This is a genomic window from Chryseobacterium sp. FW101-FHT12H09 (assembly GCF_058790395.1).
This window is the reverse complement of record NZ_JBYTCP010000004.1, coordinates 468,725-489,942: the sequence shown is the minus strand read 5'-3', so window position 1 is coordinate 489,942 and position 21,218 is coordinate 468,725. Positions and strand designations below refer to the sequence as shown.

The 21,218-nt window shown below is 34.2% G+C and carries 18 protein-coding genes; 4 read left to right on the top strand and 14 right to left on the bottom strand.

The window, feature by feature from the left end; all coding sequences use genetic code 11:
- Window positions 1-88 precede the first annotated feature (88 nt).
- On the top strand, window positions 89-532 hold the full coding sequence (locus tag AC3WRL_RS17895; RefSeq protein ID WP_251040468.1) for a YybH family protein: 444 nt from the start codon (window positions 89-91) through the stop codon (window positions 530-532).
- A 2-nt stretch (window positions 533-534) separates the two neighbouring features.
- Here the strand turns inward: AC3WRL_RS17895 and AC3WRL_RS17890 are convergent, their stop codons facing one another.
- Window positions 535-1,353: a helix-turn-helix domain-containing protein gene (locus AC3WRL_RS17890; protein WP_492330886.1), complete on the bottom strand. Its 819-nt coding sequence runs from the start codon at window positions 1,351-1,353 to the stop codon at window positions 535-537.
- Between the two features lie 527 nt (window positions 1,354-1,880).
- Here AC3WRL_RS17890 and AC3WRL_RS17885 point away from each other — a divergent pair.
- Both AC3WRL_RS17885 and AC3WRL_RS17880 read left to right on the top strand, forming a co-directional pair.
- Window positions 1,881-2,756, top strand: coding sequence for an alpha/beta fold hydrolase (locus AC3WRL_RS17885; RefSeq protein WP_251040467.1), 876 nt, complete (start codon window positions 1,881-1,883; stop codon window positions 2,754-2,756).
- Window positions 2,757-2,791: 35 nt separating this feature from the next.
- Window positions 2,792-3,385 carry a dihydrofolate reductase family protein gene (locus tag AC3WRL_RS17880; RefSeq protein WP_492330885.1) on the top strand — a complete coding sequence of 198 codons (594 nt, stop codon included), beginning with the start codon at window positions 2,792-2,794 and terminating at the stop codon, window positions 3,383-3,385.
- Between the two features lie 37 nt (window positions 3,386-3,422).
- Here AC3WRL_RS17880 and AC3WRL_RS17875 read toward each other — a convergent pair whose 3' ends face one another.
- The 3 genes from AC3WRL_RS17875 to AC3WRL_RS17865 all read right to left on the bottom strand — a co-directional run bounded on the left by AC3WRL_RS17875 (window position 3,423) and on the right by AC3WRL_RS17865 (window position 4,799).
- Window positions 3,423-4,352 (bottom strand): bifunctional helix-turn-helix transcriptional regulator/GNAT family N-acetyltransferase, encoded by a 930-nt coding sequence (locus AC3WRL_RS17875; RefSeq protein ID WP_492330884.1) that lies wholly within the window; start codon window positions 4,350-4,352, stop codon window positions 3,423-3,425.
- A gap of 128 nt (window positions 4,353-4,480) precedes the next feature.
- Window positions 4,481-4,627 (bottom strand): bacteriocin-like protein, encoded by a 147-nt coding sequence (locus tag AC3WRL_RS17870; protein ID WP_261511915.1) that lies wholly within the window; start codon window positions 4,625-4,627, stop codon window positions 4,481-4,483.
- 28 nt (window positions 4,628-4,655) lie between these two features.
- Window positions 4,656-4,799, bottom strand: coding sequence for a bacteriocin-like protein (locus tag AC3WRL_RS17865; RefSeq protein ID WP_261511917.1), 144 nt, complete (start codon window positions 4,797-4,799; stop codon window positions 4,656-4,658).
- 409 nt (window positions 4,800-5,208) lie between these two features.
- Between AC3WRL_RS17865 and AC3WRL_RS17860 the strand changes: the two genes are divergently transcribed.
- Window positions 5,209-6,339: an alpha/beta hydrolase-fold protein gene (locus AC3WRL_RS17860; RefSeq protein WP_492330883.1), complete on the top strand. Its 1,131-nt coding sequence runs from the start codon at window positions 5,209-5,211 to the stop codon at window positions 6,337-6,339.
- A gap of 32 nt (window positions 6,340-6,371) precedes the next feature.
- Here the strand turns inward: AC3WRL_RS17860 and AC3WRL_RS17855 are convergent, their stop codons facing one another.
- From AC3WRL_RS17855 to AC3WRL_RS17810, 10 genes are all read right to left on the bottom strand, one after another.
- Window positions 6,372-9,476, bottom strand: a complete 3,105-nt coding sequence (locus tag AC3WRL_RS17855) for a non-ribosomal peptide synthetase family protein (RefSeq protein ID WP_492330882.1) — start codon at window positions 9,474-9,476, stop codon at window positions 6,372-6,374.
- Window positions 9,477-9,960: 484 nt separating this feature from the next.
- A complete protein-coding gene (locus AC3WRL_RS17850) occupies window positions 9,961-10,734 on the bottom strand; it encodes an SDR family NAD(P)-dependent oxidoreductase (protein ID WP_492330881.1) in 774 nt (257 codons plus the stop codon).
- A 232-nt stretch (window positions 10,735-10,966) separates the two neighbouring features.
- Window positions 10,967-12,370 carry a mercuric reductase gene (locus AC3WRL_RS17845; protein WP_492330880.1) on the bottom strand — a complete coding sequence of 468 codons (1,404 nt, stop codon included), beginning with the start codon at window positions 12,368-12,370 and terminating at the stop codon, window positions 10,967-10,969.
- 387 nt (window positions 12,371-12,757) lie between these two features.
- Window positions 12,758-13,684: a hypothetical protein gene (locus tag AC3WRL_RS17840; protein ID WP_492330879.1), complete on the bottom strand. Its 927-nt coding sequence runs from the start codon at window positions 13,682-13,684 to the stop codon at window positions 12,758-12,760.
- A 90-nt stretch (window positions 13,685-13,774) separates the two neighbouring features.
- Window positions 13,775-14,899, bottom strand: a complete 1,125-nt coding sequence (locus AC3WRL_RS17835; protein ID WP_492330878.1) for a hypothetical protein — start codon at window positions 14,897-14,899, stop codon at window positions 13,775-13,777.
- Window positions 14,900-15,173: 274 nt separating this feature from the next.
- A complete protein-coding gene (locus tag AC3WRL_RS17830) occupies window positions 15,174-15,788 on the bottom strand; it encodes a response regulator transcription factor (RefSeq protein ID WP_492330877.1) in 615 nt (204 codons plus the stop codon).
- On the bottom strand, window positions 15,781-18,795 hold the full coding sequence (locus AC3WRL_RS17825; protein ID WP_492330876.1) for a sensor histidine kinase: 3,015 nt from the start codon (window positions 18,793-18,795) through the stop codon (window positions 15,781-15,783). The genes AC3WRL_RS17830 and AC3WRL_RS17825 overlap by 8 nt, the downstream gene beginning before the upstream one ends.
- Before the next feature lie 202 nt (window positions 18,796-18,997).
- Entirely contained in the window at window positions 18,998-19,522 is a 525-nt protein-coding gene (locus AC3WRL_RS17820; RefSeq protein ID WP_214825791.1) for an NADPH-dependent FMN reductase, read from the bottom strand.
- A gap of 78 nt (window positions 19,523-19,600) precedes the next feature.
- The gene (locus AC3WRL_RS17815; protein WP_261511934.1) at window positions 19,601-20,446 is read right to left on the bottom strand and encodes a universal stress protein; all 846 of its coding nucleotides are present in this window, start codon (window positions 20,444-20,446) and stop codon (window positions 19,601-19,603) included.
- Between the two features lie 20 nt (window positions 20,447-20,466).
- A complete protein-coding gene (locus tag AC3WRL_RS17810) occupies window positions 20,467-20,916 on the bottom strand; it encodes a MarR family winged helix-turn-helix transcriptional regulator (RefSeq protein ID WP_214825789.1) in 450 nt (149 codons plus the stop codon).
- Window positions 20,917-21,218 lie beyond the last annotated feature (302 nt).

The following is a 21,218-nucleotide window of genomic DNA, read 5'->3' as shown; positions in this document are numbered from 1 at the left end:
TATTTATATATTTTGTATCCATATAATTTGTTCGCTATTTTACAATTTTTAGTGAGTAAAGATGATTTACTTTGAATAAAAAATTGAAATGAAAAAAATACTTGTTTTAAGTGGATTGCTGACATTAGCTTTTTGGTGTAATGCTCAAACCAGTGATGCCTTTAGTTCTGTGAGAAAGACAATTGAAGCGAGCAATGCTATCTACGCTGACCTTGCTAATAAAAATGATGGATCCATCCTGACCCGATATACCGATGATGCCTGTCTCTTTCCTCCAAACGCTACACCAGTATGTGGGAGTAAAGAAATAGGAATATTCTTTAAGTCCGGACCTAAAGTACATGTTAAATTTTCTATCCAGAACCTTTATGGAGACGGTAAAACATATGTAACAGAGGAAAGTTATTATGAGATGACAGATCTGGAGGGTAAGAAACTGGATGATGGAAAAGTAATTGTTATCTGGAAAAATACAAACGAAGGTTGGAAGATGCATCGCGATATGTTCAGCAGTAACCACCCGGTGAAATAGATTCAGAAACCGATGTTGACGGCTTGTTGAAATTCAGCATCATTTTTTATCAGTGAGTTCCTGGATGCAAATGGAGTAATAGCTGTAAATTTTCTGAACTCCTTAATGAAATGTGCCTGATCGTAATATCCACATGCATAAGCTATTTCAGTAAGTGATGCTGCTGTATTCAGTACCATCTGTAAACTCTTATTAAACCGTATTACTCCAGAAAAGGCTGATGGACTAATACCCATATTCATCATATAAAGCTTTTGGATATATCTTTCAGACAGTCCTGAGTTCTGCGCAATAGTAGAGAGGGCTAATGGTTGGTGATCGAGAAAAAACTTTTGGCTGAGGGTCTGGATAATTGAAATTTTCTTTAACCGCGTTTCGTTTTTTTTCAGTTGCTTAAGAAAGTGAGTTTCCAAAATACTGATTTTAGAGATGAGTCCTTCTGTCAGCATTATGCGATCATATAATTCCTTGTTTTCTGCATTGGCCACATCATACATATCTGTGGCATAGTTAGTGAATTCGGATAAAGGGGCTGAAAAGAATAATGATGCAGCATACGGGTAAATACGAGCAATAAGAATAGATGTATATTTTTTTACTGTGAGCCTGGTTGGAAGGGTAAGATGTCCCAACAATTCTATATCTGGAGTGTTCTTCCGTTTACCATTGATAATAGTGGCGGCTGCCCCTCCAGATAAATTAATGATTAAATCTACATATCCACTTGGATAAAATACCTCATTATCAATATCCCTGTCAATCGTAACAACAGTAAAGTTCTTTATGTAGGGTACTAAAATTGTGGAAGGTAAAATCTGCATATGATGATTTTATTAAAACTTATAATATATCTTTTTGCAACTTATCTGACTCCGGTTACAATTGGTGATTGACATTATCTATTTTCCGGAAATTAATACCAGGTTTTACTTTATGTTCCTATATATCAAAATGGTAACTACTTACAAATGTAAAGTAATTTTCAAAATATTTTTAATAAATACTTTTAACGGTGAAAAGAAAAGGATTGATGTTGAGAGAGAAGAATACAGAAAAATCAAAGAAAAGGGTTTGATAAAGATTGTATATTTTGATAAAGTAAACATTTCTATGAAGCAATGAATTCTGGCAGTAAAATGGGAATAATACATTTTTTTAATTATTAATGGTAGGATATATGGTGGAACTGGATAATAAAAAAACATGTTTAATTTTTTCTTTTTTTTTAAAATATAGAAAGATCTGCTTTTCTTAGGTCCTTTATAGCTTCAAAATAAAATCTTGCCTTATGGTAAGTTAATTTTCATGATAGATTACTAATTTTGGTTAAACAAAATCAAATATAATTATGAAAAATCTATTAAATTCCTGTAAGTTCCTTACGCCATTAGTAATGGTTGTTATTATGATGTTTACAGCATCGCAATTATATGGGCAACAAATAAAGCCTTCTAACAGTGGCTACGTACCGGTTAATGGTATTAAAGTTTATTATGAAGTATATGGTGAGGGTAGACCCATTGTTCTATTGCATGGCGCTTTTATGACCATTGACACAAACTGGGGGCAGTTAATTCCAGAGCTGTCAAAAACAAGGAAAGTCATTGCAATTGAATTGCAGGGACATGGACATACAGCATTTTCAGATAGAAAATTGTCTCATGCTACCTTAGCAAGTGATGTAGTTGGAGTCATGGATTATCTGAAAATTGAAAGTGCCGATGTAGTAGGGTATAGCTTTGGAGGTGCTATAGCATACGAATTTGCTATCCAAAGTCCTAAACGACTTAAGAACCTGGTAATCATTTCTGCGACCTATAAAAGTAGTGGTTGGCTACCTGAGATAAACAATGCTTTTAAGAACATGAAGCCAGAACTTTTTGCAAACAGCCCTATGCAGACTGCGTATGATGCAGTAGCACCTGATAAAACAAAATGGACAAAATTCTTAGAGCAGATGATTGCTTCCGCTGGAGTTCCATATGACTTTGGAGACAATAATATTTCGAAAATTTCTTCACCTGTATTAATTATTTCTGGAGACAATGACGGACTGGATAAAGTAGAGCTGGCAAAAACATATAAATTGTTGGGAGGTGGCATTTCTGCAGATTTTAAACCTATGCCAAAATCTCAATTAGCCATCGTTCCAGGACAGAGCCATGTCAGCCTTATGATGCAGACTTCAATTATTTTGGGTTATTTGAACAGTTTTTTAAAGTAATTAAATTCAGATTTAGACTACGAAAAAATAATAAGATGAGGAAAATAACTGTTTTATCAATGATGACATTGGATGGTGTTATCCAGGCTCCTGGTGGACCTCAGGAAGACGTATCCGGAGACTTCAAATATGGTGGATGGACGGTGTCTTACGGGGATGAGCTTTTCGGCGAGATCATGAAAGAAGAAATGAAGCCATCGGATTATCTTTTGGGTAGGAAAACCTTTGATATTTTTTCATCCTATTGGCCTCAGCATGCTGACTTCTGGCCAGGTATCAATGATGGTAATAAATATATTCTGTCTCACACCATGGAAGAATCAGATTGGGAAAACACCACTTTTATCAAAAGTCTTGAAGATATCAAAATGCTCAAGAATTCGGAAGGCGCTGATATTCAGGTTTGGGGTAGCAGTAAGCTTGTCCAATTGCTGCTAAAACATGATCTCGTTGATGAAATGCGGCTCAAAATTTACCCCTTAATACTTGGTGAAGGGAAAAAGCTATTTGAAAATAATATGATTCCGGCGGCATTTACATTAACGGAAAATCAGGTAACATCAAAAGGAGTTATTATAGCCACTTACAAACGTGATGGAAAAGTGATAACTGGTGATGTTGAAGTTTAGATTTTGATTTTAAGATTATTAACTTTTCTGTCATTTTCTAATCGATACTTTTCAACATATGAATTGTTGTAGCGTAATGTCCTGAATTACCGAGTGAGTCATCTAAATGTTTGTAACCCAGTTTTTCATATAAAGATACTGCACCTTGAAATACCTCGAAGGATTCCAGGTAGAGTTGATGGTAACCAGCTTTTTTTGCTCTTTCTTCAATCATATTAAGAAGATATAAGCCAATACCATTTCCCCTTAATTTATCTGAAAGGTAGAACTTGACAATCTCCGCACATGATGAAGGTAGTCCTGGGGTTGGATAAAAGCCACACCCTCCTAAAATTGTATGATTACATTCTACTACCCAATATTCAGCAGAAGGATGTAGAAAATGTTGATATAATATATCTGTCTGGGGATCATCATACACGCTTCCTTTTTTAGAAGCATTGAATTCATCAAATACCTGACGAATAAGAGCCGCTAATTGCTCATTGTCCTTTTCTTCAATCGGACGAATAATGATAGGGTCAACTGGGTCATGATCATCCTTTTGGTGAAGAAGTGAATCGATGGTATTCATACATCGAATGATGGTTTTCAATTTCTCTTTGGAAAAGTCAGTAAATAAATTTTCTATATGATTGTCCGAATCAAGATTTATTTTTTCATACGTCATACGACCTACATCTGTAAGATTAATAATATTTGAGCGATGGTCTTCTCCAGATTTCTTTTTAATAGTGAGACCCAATTTTTCAAAACGTTTAAGTATCCGGCTTAAGAAACCTTTATCTAATTCAAGAGTACTGGCGATTTGTGTTGGTGTTATATCAGAATTGAAATAAATTTCACGCATAACCCTAACCTCCGAAATGCCAAGGTCCCCATCCAGGATACCTTTGTTAAGCAGCCCCAGTACCTGCGTATAATTCCTGTTAAAGGATCTTATTTGGTCAATATATTCTTGTTTCATAATGTAAAAATACACAATAGTTGACTAAGTCAACTATTTTTAGTGGAAATATTATTTCATTATTATTTTACATTAAAAAAAAGCTGCCCAAAAGGACAGCTTTTATATGATCTAAAAACTTGTAGTATTTAGCTCAATATCTCACATGGTGCAAAACAATACACCCAAGGACATCTTTTTGTTCCTGGAGGAGGACAACATGCTTCAGAGCACGTCACGGCACCACCATTAATATTCTTCAGGTGATCTCTTGAAATTTTCTTAAAATTTTTCATAATAAAGTAATTTGGTTGAACTTAAGAATTACGGTTGATTTCCGCCACCACATCCGTCATATGGCATACACTGCCATTTTCCGTTGATCAAACACAGTTGTCCACCCATGCAGTTAATGCCGCCCTGGATGGTTTTCATTTCTTGTCTGTTGATTTTTTTTAAATTTTTCATAAGAATTTAATTTTATAATTTGCTATTCTGCTTTAGTTTTGCAGATTACGTTTAGTTCATTCTAAATTAATCAATTTTGGTTAATTGAAGTGAAATTATTATTAAAATATTAATATTCAATTAGTTTACTTATGGAATGTAGGTTTTGAAGTATTATTTTATCTGTAATTTGATTAATCATTGTTAAGTTCTAAGTATTTATATTCTTGATTTTCATTTATTTTTTTGATTTTAAATTAAACTTCGATAATTTTTGAAAATTCTGTCTTTGACTATTTTTCTATAAATATTTCCTTAATATTGAAATGAAATTACCTAATGTTAACTTAAAGACTGATTTAAGACCTTTCTTAAAAATGGTGTCTTGTGATGAATGATTATGATTTTCTTATTTTTTAAAACTAAAATAATGCAGTACCTACAAAAGATATTTCTTAGTTTCATTTTATTTTCTTCAATAGCATTTTCCCAAACCTATACAATTACTTCTACAGCCTTGCCTGGAAAAGCATTTCCTAAAATAGATGCAGAGAGGAAAGCGAAATTTCGTGTTTATTTTCCAGATGCAAAATCGGTGACCTTAGATGGTGGTGATGGAATGAAAAGTATAAAATCCCTTGTTTCAAAAGATAAAGATGGCTTTTGGAATATCTCAACAACACCGTTGGAAATAGGGTTTCATTATTACTGGTTGAATGTGGATGGCAAACGGGTAAATGATCCAAATACACAGCTGTATTTTGGCTATGGCCAACCTACCAGTGGTATTGAAGTTCCCTCAGGAGAAGATTTTTTTATGGAGAAAAATGTAAAACATGGGGAAATAGTTGAGGACAGCCTAAATTCGAATATAACACAGGGTAAAAGAAATTTTAAAGTATATCTTCCCCCGAATTACGGATCGGAGAAGCTACCTGTTCTGTACTTATATCATGGTACAGGAGAAGATATTACAGGATGGGAAAAACAAGGTTTTATCCGCCAAATTCTTGATAACCTTTTTGCAGAGAAAAAAGCTAAGGAAATGATCGTGGTTATGGATTATGGAGTTGCGTTAAATCCAGAAGAAGAAAAGATGGCAGATGATTATCCAAGAACTGTTCTTTCTTCCAAAAACCTTGACAAAATCCTTACTCAGGAGCTGATTCCCTATATTGAAAAGAAATATAAAACGACTGATAAAAAAGCTATTGCCGGACTTTCTCGTGGAAGTTATCAGGCTATGCTTATCGGAGCTAGTCATCCTGAGATGTTTTCAGCAATTGGGGTATTTAGCCCAGTGATTTATGAAGGTACCGAATCCGACCCTTTTAAAGAACTTCCAATCGGAAACTTATTAAAATCAAAGAAAAAGCCTTACTTTTTTATTGGAATCGGGGAAAAAGAAGAGGCAAGGTTTTTTGAATTTAATAAAACATTGAATGATTTTTTTAGCCAAAATAAGTATTCTTACACTTTATACAGTTCTGCGGGCACTTATCACGAATGGCTTACCTGGAGAAGATCTCTATATCAGTTTGCTCAGAAGATTTTCAAATAAAATCCCCGGCCAGAACCGGGGATAAACCATAACTAAGAATGCAGGCCAAGATACTTTAAATAAGAATCGAGGAGTGGTTTGTCGAACACAGGTTCTTTAATATCAGAATCTTTGAGGAACTCCTGTACATTTGAACAGTCCCAAATGTAAGTATGCTGATAAAGTTCCACCGTAGACAAACCTTCATGCATATTATCTTTAAACAAACTTGTCAATGGGTATAATCTGTTTTTGCTGTCATTCTCCCAATGTTTTCGCCATTCTTTATAGGGAAGGGGGCTAAGGTGGTAGGGGTAATTTTTTTTAAGCAGGTCAAAGAAACCTTCCAAGGTCAGATTGGTCTCCGGGCTGGCAATCAGATTGAATTTCTTTCCGATGGCATTTTTATTTTTTGTAATATAAGCCATTGATTTAGTCATATAGTCGACTGTTATCAAACCTTCTCTTAACTCTGTTAATGCAGGGTAAGACTTAAATTCAATACAGTTTTTCACCAGACCCGACCACCACTGATAGGGCGCACTTGCTCCGGATTCACTATGGCACATTGCATATCCCAGACGATAAGTAATTAATGGGAGACCTTCTTTTGCGGCCAGATCGGCTATGGCTTCCATTACGTACTTACTTCTGACGTAGCCGATATCTTTACTTACTGATACAATGTTTTGTTCAATATCATCAGATTCCAGCATTACTTTTTTTCCGGTAAACACATGTCCCCAACTGTAAACAGAAATAGTAGATAACAAAGCAAGGCATTTTGTTCTTTGAGCTCCTGCAAGTCTTATAATTTCTCTGAGCCCATCAACATTGGGAGCTTTCATATAAGAATAAGGCTCAATAAAGTTTACGGAACTACCGGAATGATAAATCAGATCAATAGTTGTTGCCAGCATATTAAATATTTCCTCTGATAATCCGAGCGAAGGTACTGCCAGATCACCTAAAACAGGGATAATTCTTGATCGCTGTTCATGGTTTTGAGGGACATGAAATTGAATAAAACACTTGTCTATTTTTTCCATTGCATGAAATTCATCCTGGGCTCTTACCAGACAATAAATATCTGCGGTAGTTGTATCTAAAAGTTCCTGTAAAAGATGAATTCCTACAAATCCTGTGGCACCGGTCAACAATATTGCTGATGGATCTTCAATTTTTTTTGGATCAAAATTATCCTCAAAATAGGTTCCGGGATTCAGGTAGACATCTTGCTGTAATTCAACATAAGGCTCCACATCTTCGAGAGGAATTGCCTCCCTTACTTCCTTAGCACGAGCTATCAGTACATTAGCGAGATTTCGTAATACAGGATATTGATAAATATCGCGTAGGTATACTTTTACATTTAATTTTTCCTGTAATGCAACAGCTACAATAGCTACTAAAAGAGAATTTCCGCCAATATCAAAGAACTGATCTGTCATATTAATGATGGGAAGTTCTAGTTCTGATGACCAAATATCTGCGATAATTCTTTCGGTCTCATTTGTTGGTGGTTCGTGGGAGATAAGTTCCTTAGCTTCCTTATCAGCTAAGCTCTGTAAAAGATCAGTATTTGTTTTTCCATTGGCCGTTAATGGTATTTTATCAATAGCAATAATCTGTGCGGGAATCATATACCCTGGCAATTCCTCTTTGAGCTGATTTCTGATCAGTGCAATGTTTTTTTCCACATTAGGTTTTAAAACAATAAAAGTAGTTAGGTATTTGTTATCTCCTGAAGTGTTTTTTGTGATTACAATCGCTTCCTGTATTCCCTCCAACCGGTCAAAGGTGCGTTCTATTTCTCCTAATTCAACACGGAATCCTCTAATTTTCACCTGATTATCAATTCGTCCAAGAAATTGAATATCTCCCTCTGAAGTCCATCTGGCAAGATCTCCTGTACGATACAATTTTTCAGTTTCCATAAAAGGATTGACAATGAACTTTGAAGAGGTGAGTTCTTCATTATTAAGATATCCTTTAGCTAATAAAATTCCACTAATATACAGTTCTCCAGTTGCACCTATCGGCAATAGTTCCATTTGGTTTCCCAGAATATAAGCTTTAGCATTTGCTATAGGTTTACCAATTGAAGAAACATATTCTCCATTAATATCTTTTACCTTTTTAAAAGTAGCATAAACTGTACATTCTGTAGGTCCGTAATAATCAATAAGCTCATAGCTTAATCCGTTAGTAAGTACCGGTTTAAGTTTTTCACCTCCTGTGAAAAGATATTGCAGTGCAAGGTCACCGTAATTTTTAGTCTGTGCTACAACTGCCGGAGCTAAAACAGTAGGTACGAAACCGTGAGTAATTCTGTTCTTGTGATAAAAGTTAACCAATGCCGAAGCCGCAGTCCTTTCTTCACTATTTGTTATAAAAAGAGTTGCACCCGCAGTAAGGGCTGACCAGGTTTCCCATACTGATATATCAAATGCTAATCCTGCAACCAGAGTTAGGTGAGAAGTATGATCTACATTAAAATGACTGTTATGCCAGGATACTAAATGCTGGATGCTTTCATGAGTAATCATTACTCCTTTAGGATTTCCTGTTGAGCCAGAGGTATAAATTGTATAAGCAAGGGCATAGTAATGGGGGATAACCTCCGGTTGTTGAACGGATAAATTTGTGAGATCTTCTTTTTGATCGAGATAAAAAATCTGGCAGATTTTACTTCCTGCAAATGATTGGCTGAGGGTATGATTGGTAATAATGATTTCTGCTTTAGTATCATTAAGAATATATTCTACACGTTTTACAGGATACGCCGGATCTATAGGTACATAAGCTGCACCTGTTTTTAAAACTCCGAGAATGGCAATGATCCATTCCAGTGAGCGGTCGAGCCAGACGGGAACAAACATACCTTCTGTTACTCCTTTTGCGATCAGGATATTGGCAAGCTGATTGCTTTTCTGATCCAGCTCGCGGTAGGTTATTTGTCGATTCTGATAGATGGCTGCTGTATGATCTGCATGAAGACTGACTTGTTTTTGGAAAAGAGAAACCAAAGTTTGTTCTTTCTGGAAGCTCCAACTGGTGTCATTAAACTCATTTAGAAGTTTATATCTGTCTTCCGGAGATAGAGAAACTGAGGTTAAATTTTTTTGTGTTTCTGATGTTGAATTGATGTTTGACATATTAGTTTTTTTGATTTGGTTAAAAGTTTAATATTGTTTTTTTTATTTGTTAAAATTCATGAAGTGTCTGATGATAATTTATTCATAATGCAATATGTTTGGTAATAGAATAATAAATTTAAAATAATAAATTGAATAGAGTATGTTCTAAATGTTAAATTTTCACATCAGAGAGAATTAAATATTCATTGCAAAGCTGCTTTTGTAATGAAAGAAGAAGTAATACCTTCCTGTATTGATCTCCTGTGTATTTTGATTAGTAGGTATTGAAACAGTTTTTGAGTCAATAATAGAGACAAAGGAAATTTGTATTTTTAACTCATCTTTAAAGCAAGCAGAAATTGTAAAAAGAAATGGAATCAGTCACGAAAATTAAAATCTATCATTTAACCGGATCAATTTATCGTTTTTATTTTTCATTACATAAATTTGTAAAAAAACTTATGACAAATTGATTACCATAAGTTTTTGGTTTAATGAATTCCTACCACGGAAGACTGTTGTTTACTCCCGAAAAATTGCTGGGTCCTGTAAAGCTTCCTGTTGGGATATCTTCTGCCAAGGCCACTCTTATTGGTTCAACCGATCCTTCTTCCACTGTATCTGTTCCCTGAAAATTATTGAGTGCCGTAGCGGTAAAACCAGGACTTACAAGATGGACTTTGATGTTGGTGTTTTCCAATTCTATGGCTAGAGAAAGAAAAATCCCATTGAGTGCTGTTTTAGAAGCTCCATAAACCGCATCAAATGCCGAACGGTAAGGGTTTTCCGGATTTGAGTTCAACACGAGAGATCCCAATGCACTGGAAACCGTCACAATACGCGCAGCAGGTGCATTTTGTAATAAAGGCAAAAAGGCTTGCGTGATTTCTAAAGTACCGAATACATTTGTCTTCCAAACGGTTTCTATTTCGTTGATAGGTACAATGCTTGCCCGTTGTGCTCCCAATACTTCTTCCATTGTACGTCCGGAATGGCCAGCATGTGAGATGGCTGCGTTATTCACTAACAATGTAAGGTACCCAAATTCATTTTCTATTATTTTTACTGCCGCATCGATGGAATTGGAATCAGTGATATCTAATTGAATAGCTTTTGCTTGACCGCCAATCTCTGCGACAGCTGTCATGCCCTTTTGAAGATTACGGGAACCTACATAAACTGCGTATCCATTATTGGTGAGGGCCTTAGCAATTTGAAAACCTATCCCAGTATTCGCACCTGAAACCAATGCTACTTTTTGTTCATTTGTCTGCATAATTTTAATTGATTTAAATTAATACAGCAAATTTGGATATTAAAATAGCAGGATTTGTAGTTAAATCGAGACTGTTTGAAGCCATATTGAGGATAGACTTTCTGTAGTCATCTTTTTTTTGTCGAGAGGCAAGAATTATAGTTTCAGTATTTCGAAATTTTATTTTAATATTAATGAACTTTAATGATTACCTTGAAAGAGAGGCACTGATGCTTACTATTTTAAAAATTTATCATGATGAAATGCCTGGTTTTAGATGGGCTGGATTAAAGAGATTGTTAATTGCCTCGGCATAGGTAGGATGGGCGAACATGGTATCGCGTAATTGGTCATAAGTCAACCCGCCCAACATAGCGATCTGCAATATAGACATGAACTCACCACCTCCCGCACATAGTGCTGCAACTCCCAAAATCTTCTTAGTATTATGGTCCACAATCGCCTTTACGAAACCTATTGTTTCGTCAGTTTCTACAGCCCTTGCTATAGAGGATGCATCCATTTTAGCTACAGAAAAATTCAGATTTCTTTCACGGGCTTCTTTTTCCGTGATCCCAATTCTTCCAAGCTCAGGATCAATAAAAACACAGTAGGGAATCAATCGATCGCGAATAGTAGAAGTTTTTTTGCCAAATAAATGGTCGGCCACAACAAGATAGTCATGATATGACACGTGAGTAAATGCAGGTCCACCCTTTACATCTCCAAGAGCATAGATGCCCGCTTCCGTTGTTTCCAGATAATCGTTAACAGGAATAAATCCCCTTCCGTCCATTGGAATATTTGATTTTGATAGATTGAGTGTTTCAGTATTGGGTATTCTACCGGTAGCGACTAAAACATGGGTTCCTGATATTGTAAAAGGTTTCTCTCCTGATGACAGTTCTATTTGAATGGATTCATCTGCATTTGAGCATACACTATTAACCACTGCATCCGTGATAATTTTTACCCCTTCTGCTGTAAGAATCTGTGTGATCATAGATCCAACATCATCATCTTCTTTAGGTAATAATTTGGCTGACTGCTCTATAATCGTGACCTGACTGCCCAATCGACTGAAAATCTGTGAAAATTCAAGCGCAACATAACCACCCCCAATAATAAGTAACTTTTTGGGTAAGTGTTCAAGGGTTAAAAGAGTCTTTGATGTAAGGTAATTTACGCCTGTTAATCCCTTTATTTCAGGAATCCGGTCTCTTGTTCCCGTATTAATAAATATCAATGATGCTGTAATAAAAATATCGCTTGAATCTGCAAATTCTACTCGTATCTGTTTATGTCCTGAAAAGCTACCTTTTCCATGAAAAAATTTAATATTGGGATCTTCAAAAAGTGATTTTTCCAAACCTTCCCGGGAATGAGTTACAACCTTGTTCTTCTGCTGATTAATTAGTTGAAAATCGGGTGCATTATTATTTAATGTAATGCCATATTTTGTGGCATTTTGGGCCTGAAAGATGACTTTGGCTGATCCTACTAATGTCTTGGTGGGTGTACATCCGTAGTTCACACATGTCCCACCAACAAAATCTGACTCGACAAGTGCAATACGCTTACCTTCTTTAGATAACCTTTTTGCAAGTGGAGTTCCTGCCTGTCCTGAACCAATAATAATTACGTCAAATTTTTCCATAATGATTTTGTTTGATTAAATGCAGTTTATGGCTTTATTGCTAGACTAAAAATAATGAAATAAATCGTATATAAAATTAAAATTCAGAGTTTTTGTTGTATAAAAACGCTCGAAATAAATTAATAGGGAGTATTTTAAATTAGCTTTTTAACATTTTAAAAAAAATGAAACATAGCAGTTCTTTGGCCTTACTCCTCCGTCAAAATGTTTGGATACTTACCTATGTTTTGTGAATTTTTAAAAACAAAGTGGCTGCCCTTTAAGACAGCCACTTGTTAAATCTTGTAAAATGAGGGATTTCTACATGTTTGAGTTTCCATTGTGTTATTAGAATCTATAAACGATGAATAGCATATCTATGAATGATTCTCCTAGTATGATATATTATTAATTAGCGATTTTATAACCATATAAAGAGCTTACAACCACTTGGTAGACATTACCACTTGTTACTGCAGCTGCTGCTGCCATGCTTACTGTTTCACCTGCATTTAAATAGGCAATACAAGAGACATTTTTACCTATTAATGTGCCTGGATTAGGATGATAAGACTGAACTAATATGTTATTGGGATTTGTACTGTAATTCTTTATAAGATATAAAACCACCCAGGCAAAATTGGGAGCACCTGGAACAGAGCCATTATCGAACTGTGTAGATCCGTAGAACATATAATATCCATTGGTAGGTGCTGTGAATTTTCCATTTACAGTGTTAAGAACATTTCCTGTATTTATTACCGTTCCTTCAGGATAATGTATTTCAGATGTAATATAAGGGCCTGTGCTTGCTGTAAGGTTTTGCCTGGTTGCAGTACTTACCGTTGAAAAGGGATAGGTAGAAGCTGCTACCGGTAAATTATCAGAACTCGACAGTAAAATAAGTTCCCATGTTGTTCCTGTGATCGTTCCTTTGCTAATAAAAAATGCATAGTAACCAGGAGGTACATTTACTGTTGTTATACCAGTTCCACTTTGATTGTCAATTAATTCAGTTCCATTGGCGGTGATGGAAAGTTGGGCAGTTCCTGTATTTTTAAAATGGTAGGTCCTACCCATAAAATTTCCGGATCCATTTATGGCTGCGGGCAGAGTTAAAGTTCCATTACTGTTACCATTATAAGCTATATAGTAATCTTTGGGATCTACAGTTCCACTTGTCGTAACCGATCTATACGTGGCTGCAAATGATCCGCTCACCGTTAAAGTACTACCGGGAGTAGTGGTATTAATGCCTACATTTCCAGCTTGTGAGTAGATTAGAATACTATTTAAAATTAGTAATAAGGTAAGGAAAATTGAATTTCTTCTCATATAAAATTGTTGTTTTTAAATGGTATTTAGATCATTAGTATTTAAATAATTTCTGTTGTTCATTTTTATGAACTGAAAGTTTATATTATATTAATTTTGGAACTTTACAAAATCTAAGTAAAAAGAAGGGTTTCCACCATTAAATCCCGTCGGAACTACTAAATTCGTTTTGTGAGCAACTATAGGATAAATTCCGGGAGCTGCGAAGTATAATACTCTGGTCTGATCTCTTGGTACAAAATTAATAGGATCAGGGCTGCCGGTTCCACAATATGCTTTCCATACTTCTCCTATACCACCTATGTAAAACCAGTAATCATTACAAGTAGATGTGATTGTAATTCCAGAACGGAAAAAATACCATCCTTTGGCAGGAATGTTTACGGATATTCCTGTGGCTAGATTATCTCCACCTGCATTTCCGGTGAAAGGATTGACCAATGTTCCTGTATAAGATGTCCAGTTATTGGCAAAAGCGGTGGTAACTGTAGATGACCACGTCGCTAATCCATTGGAATCACTGGTTAATACATATCCTAATTGTTGTGTACCATCTTTAATTTGTAATGCTCCGTTTGTTGTTCCATTATCAATAACTATTTTCGCATTGGCAGCTCCTGCCGGAACTGTATTTGTACCTAATAAAACTTTACCTGTACCGGTTACACTTAAATTGTTTCCTGTGGTAGCAATATCTGTAGCCTGGGAAAGAGCGCCTCCTAATTTTACATCATTACCCGAAAGCGTAAGTCCATTACTGGCAGTAGTTGCACTACTATTGGCTGTTGTAGCCTCCCATGTGCTCGTTGCTCCCGTTAGTCCTGTATTGATCAACTGTACGCTTTGATTGGCAGGTACTGAAACGTTTGTATTTCCGTTAATTGTTTCTGGAGCTGCAGAGTTTACTGTTATTGTGAAATTGGTATTATTCTTAATCGTATAGATACGTCCTTTGAAGTTTCCAACTCCATTAATTGCCGGGGGAAGACTGAATACCGCATTAGCAGTGCCATTATATGAAACATGGAAATCGGTTGCGGTCAAATTGTAAGATGTTGCACTAACTGCCCTGTAACTGGCAGCTACAGATCCATTGATATCTATTGTCGATCCTGGGGTTACCGTATTTATTCCAACATTTCCTGTTTGTGCAAAAGTGACTGTTGAAATGAATAATCCTATTGTTTTCAATAGTGGTGTAAAATTTCTACGCATTTATTAAATATTTTAATGGTTATGATGCTTTTAAAAGTCCTTCATTACTAGAAAATAAGCAGGTACATTTATATTTCATTTGTTGGTGTAAAATTATAGGAAATACTGCTACAAGGGATCTTATAGTATGTAGAATGAAGTAAAGAATGATGTAGAAAATTTTCTACATCATTCTTTTTAAGTTGATAATTTTAAATAGTGTATTTTATAACTGCAAAAGAAGAGTTATTTAATGAATAGCAAAAAAAGAATACCATTATGGAAAAGCTTTATTCTAGGATATATAGGTTTGGTAAAGCTTAATCAGGTCAGCAAGGTGGTTGGTTTTTAGCTTGTTATGGATTCTTTTTTTGTAAGTACTGATTGTACTCATCTGAATATTCAGTTCATTTGAGATTTCTAAATTCCCATATCCCTTTACCATGAGAATAAAAATTTCATATTCCCTTTCTGAGAGATTTTTTATAGAATCTAAAGGGGAAAACTTTAATAGTTGGTGGACAATACTGGATGGATAATAGTAGCCTTCTGAAAATATTCTATTCACTGCTTCTGAAATCTCATCAACTTTACTCAGCTTACTAAGATATCCATTGGCTCCTTCTTTTATATATTGTACCGCTATTTCTTCCTCATAGGCTGAGAATATAAGAATTTTTATATCGGGATCAAGCTCTTTAATTTCAGGGATCATTTTTTTATTTTTAGTCTCTGGCATATTGATATCCAAAATAATAAGATCGTATTTTTGTTTTGAGATCTTATCTAAAGCTTCCGGATAGTCTTCGGCCTGATCAATTGCTATATTGGGTATCCTTGATTCCAGTATCAGGCTTGTTCCTGTTAGTACGACTTGGTGATCATCAGCTATAAGAATGTTTCTAATCATCTTTTTTATTTTTTAAAATCAATTGGCAGGAGGTTCCACCGGAGTCATTTTTTTTGAAGATAATTTTACTTTCTATCATTTGTAATAATTGCAGTACCAGATGCAGGCCCATGCCATATTTTTGAAGTAACAATTTTTCACTTTCAATATTATTCTGTAGCCTTGTATAGTATTTTATTTTTTGCTCGTCCATTCCGATGCCAGTGTCACTTATACGTAAAATAATATTCCCACCATCCATATGGCTATCTATTGTTATCTCACCATTTTTTGTGTATTTCACCGCATTATCTAAAAGATTGTGAACAATGGCAGCAAGTATATTTTTACTGATCTGTGTCATTATATTCTCTTCAACAAGATTGCTAATAGATGTGTTATTATTTTCGGCTATGGCATGGAAAAGCACTTTTTTCTCTTCAATTAGCTTATATAAAGAATAGACCTCTGTTTTATCTGATCGGTAATGACTGTATATATCTGCATATTCTTTTAATGTGACTGTAAAATTGTACAGTTGATCTGATGACTTGTAAATGGAATCAAGTATTTTTTCAGTCCTCTGTTGATCAAATTCTTTTTGACTCAGTATTTCCTTTGCTGTTAGGGCAATGAATTTTACCGGAGTTGTTATGTCATGGGTAATTGTACCGATGAGTTTTTTTTGTTGTTCAATTTCCTTATGAAGCTGTGTTTTTGTTATTTCTAATTTTTCTACAGTCGTAGAAAGGCTTTTAGTACGGATATTAATAATTTCTTCCAGATCATGATTTTTCTTTTGTAGAAAATTGATTCTCCATTTTACCAAAAGGAATAATAGGAGTAAGAACATTGAAAAAGTAAGAATCTTAAACCATAGCGTCTGGTAAAAATAAGGCTGGATAATTATATTAATTTTTTTATAAATGTATTTTCCATCATCAGAAACAAGCATTTTTGCAATCAGTGAATATTTTCCGTACCCAAGATTGGAAATAGAAAATTTTCTGTCTTTTCCGATAGATTCCCATTTTGCATTTTGTATGCCCATTATTTTTGCTTCTATAACAATATTGTCAGGATTAGCATAATAAGGGACATCGATAAATAGATCGATCCTGTTAGATTTTTGCTCCAGATGCAGATCATTTTTAAAACATTGCTCCTTATTATCAATCAGAGCTCTTTCGATGTATATATTCTTCGGATAATAACTTCGGATCTTTAATGGATTAAAAAAAACAAGACCATTCAAAGAAGGAATGACAAAATCACCATTGTCTAATTGATTACCACATACATTACTGCCGCCATTAAATTCATTGGTATTGAAACCTGAATCTTTTGAAAATCTATAATAATTTACTTTAGAGCTTTTATTTTGAGCATATTGCAATAGCTGACTTTCTAAAACCCTGTATAATCCATTATTGGTAGGAATCCAAAAAAAACCTTTCATATCTTCCAAAATAGTATGAGAAGAAGAAATGTTATTATTAAGATCATAAGGCATTTTAATTAGCCGGTTATTTCTTAATAAATAAAACCCCTTTCCTAAAGTAGTGACCCAGAAATTACCGTCTTTTGATTTTATAATACTACGGATTGATAACTCCTTATCTCCGGTAATGTTGTATATTCTGTTTGTTTCTGTCTGTATCCTGTATAATCCTTTTATAGTACCGACTAAGATATTGTTCTGATCAAGTGGTATTAATTTTGTCGGTTCATTATCAAATAAAAATCTCTTTTTTAAAGATCTGAATGACCGATCTCTGTATATTTCAAATACGCCGCTAAAGTCGGGAGTGCCATTTTTTTTTGGTTTTGAACGTAATACATAATATTTTTCCCCGTCAAAGAAAAAGTCCTTTAAAGAAAAATCTTTTACAGTAGTGTAATCGGTATAGGATGTTGTTTCTGTATATATGTTTAAATCGTCATCCTTTCTTACTATAATATTTCCAGATGGATCATACGCCATAAAAAAAGGAACCGTGTTTCTGAAATTTTTGTTTTTTACAATGCCATTTCGATTATAGATCTCTCCATATGTATTCATGACCGAAGAGCTGTCATAAGGTAAAGTAGCATAAAAAACCGACTCTGGTTTTGATGGCGGTCTTTTTATGGTAACGAAATCTGAAAAATTTATAATTTGTAAACCTTCCGTACTTCCTCCAAGATAAAGCCTTTTGTAAAATTGGTCATAGTAAACACTAATAAAACTGTCACCTTTTACTTTATCTATCTGAATGATCTTAGATATTTTTAGCTGCTCATTTTCATAAGTGCAGCTATAGAAAATATTTTTATTTTGAATCAGAACCTGATTATTTATTCTGCTCCAGAAAACTTTACTATGAATATCAGTTAATAGTGGCGCATCATATGAATCTATAATCTTTCCTTTTTTTATTTTAAGTACCTTTTTTGAACTGAAGTCTATATAAAATAAGTCTTCATCTATAGTGAAAATTCTGGGTATATTTTTGTAGATAGATCTGATCTTTAGATTTTCTTCATTTTTTGAGTGGAAGTCAATAAATGTTAAATTATTTTCCTTTATGTAGTATCTCCCATCTTTAAAATTCATATAAAAATATACACCTGGAGATTTTGAGTAACTATAATTAGAACCATACAAAAAGTAATTGATATTATCTTTAAGTATCAAATTAGGAAACCGTTTTGATGGAGCAGTGACTTTTGGAAATTTTTTGTGTATAAGTATAACTCTTCCATAATCTCCGGCAGTAAAAATACTGTCTTTATCCGTGTTTCCAGAGAAAAAGGTAAAACGCTGACTGTTTAATGGGAAGTTTTTATAGACCAGGAATTTAGCACCATCATATCTTACAATTCCGTTTTCGGTGGTCAACCATATAAATCCGTACTTATCTTTTATAATATCCTTAACGCTGTTTTGTGGAAGCCCATTATCAGTATTATATAACTGAATGTTATATTTCTGACTGCTGACTTTGAAAAAGATGAATAAGAGGATTAAAAGTATATTTTTAGGCAAATCTCATTGTTTTAAGAATGAGACAAAGATATAACGGAATAAATAATAATAAAATAATGATAATTAAATTTACATTACTTTTTATTTGTCATGAAATATAAATTTTGCATTTATTTCACGTAGTATATTTGCTGAATGTTTAAAGATTAAAGTAGTGGAATAGGGCTAAATAATGATTTGTTCTGCCGTCCGCAAATGGGATTCAGGAAACAAGTTTCTCAAATGCACTGACAAATCTTTCCAGATCAGTTTTAGTTAGGCTATCGGTTATATCTCCCTGTTCATTTATTTTTCCTTTTATACCCTGAATTAAAAGTGTCGTATCAGTAGTGAATTTTGCCATTAAAGTATTCATTATCAGCTGTAATTCTTCATGTCCTTTTTCACCACTTGCAGAAGCTGTAATAAGTCCTGTGGGTTTTTCAGATAATATTGTTGTCGCTACACACCATTCAATAGCATTTTTAAGTCCGCTTGGAATGCTGAAAACATATTCAGGCGTACAGATTAAAATTCCATCTGCGGTTTCAATTTCTTGTCTGAAATCTAAGATTGCCTTTGGTGTCTTATCTATGGAAAGTTCAGGGTCAAAATGCGGAAGTGCCTTAAGTGCGTTAAAAACTTTTAGATTAAAAAAATCTTTTGTCAGACTCGCGAAGTTATCTATAAGCCTCTGATTTGCTGAGGTATTGCTTGCGCTACCGTTTATTACAAAAATTCTTTTCATGAGTTTTATTAATGAAATAATTTTAAATCAGTTATAAATGACTTTGAAAAACCCGCTTGATATTTATTTGAATAGATCTTACTTTAATATCAAAACTGGCTGGTTGACATTTTGATAAATTCCCTCAGAAATACTCCTGTTTGCCAGATAATACAGGAAACTATGTCTTCCCGGTAAAGCAATGATCAGATCCGTTTCATTAGATGCTGCGAAAGTCAGGATTCCGTTGATGATATTTTCATCATTATAATAATGAATACTGCTAGGGATTTTAGTAAGATATTGACGGATATATTCTTCGAGCTCTTTCTTTTTATCATCATCACCATCAGCTCCTTCTTTTGTAATATTTAAAAACATCAGCCGAACATCCTGTTTTTCAATAACGGATTTGTGATGAAATAACCGGTCTAATTTTGTTATACCATTTACATCGCATGGAATCAGGATGTTTTTTATTGTACTGTATATATAGCCATTAGGAACTATTAAGGCCTTGACAGGACTTGTTCTGGCAATGCTAATAATATTCTCTGAAACAAAACTGTCACTGGAAGAGGCCTTATCATCACTTCCCAAAATAAGAAGTTCTATAGAAGGCTGATTCTTTACAAGATCATGGATACTTCTGGTCAGTGTCCATTCACTTACGGCTTTTAAAACTTTTAAATCAGGTGCTTTTTCAACTATGATATCCACTAAGTTATTAAGGAGTTGTTCTGTACTTTCGATCAGGCTATTTACATTTTCCTCATTAACTAATACATGTCCTTCTGAGATATGCAGGTAGTCGAATTCAGATTCCTGTGAGGTTTTTAAAAGAATAATATGGGTGTATTGATATTGTTTTGCCCATTCTGCAGCAAGCTTTACTGCATTTTCGGTAGTTGATGTAAAGTCAACCGGTACAAGTATGGTTCTCATATTGATTAATTTAAGCTTAGTTATTCGAGATTCGCTGTCATTTTTTTTACTAGGAAAAGTGCATTTTTTATAGCATCTTTACTAATATCATCAGCCGCTTTTTTATAAAGTTCCAATGCCCAGGGATAAACGATTTCTACAATTTCCTTTCCTTTTACAGTAAGGAAGATCTGTTTGTTTCTTCGGTCATTTGTATATTCCACTCTTTCAACTAACTCCCTTTTTACAAGATTGTTAATCAGGTAGGTTACGCTTGATTTATCCTTGCTGATTTTATTACTTATTTCCTGTTGGTTTATTCCGTCATTACGGGAAAGTAGGCCAAGTATTTCAATAAGTTCAAAAGAAAGATCAGGGTCATATTCATTAACTTTCGTTTGGATCTTTTGCCGTAGACGATTTTTCATTTCACCCATTGCCAGACCTAGTTCTAAAGCTAATTCGGATATGTTATTTTGTTTTTCAGACATATGTAATGATTAACTAACTGTAGGTGAGGATAGATCATAAAGTTTATTTAAAATCTTTAAGTCATCACTTGTATAACAAATATAGTAAAAATTAGTTTGAATTAAAACTAATTTGTCATAAAAAGATATCCTCTTTAAAGGAAATTTTATTTTAATTTTTAATAATTCTTTAATACAGCAATTTTAGATGATAAAAACCGTTTAAAATTAATATTTTTACACCAAAACGTACAACAGTTGATCAGGCATGTAAACATACTTAGATCATTTTCAGGTTCGTTTTGCAAAATGATTAGAACATA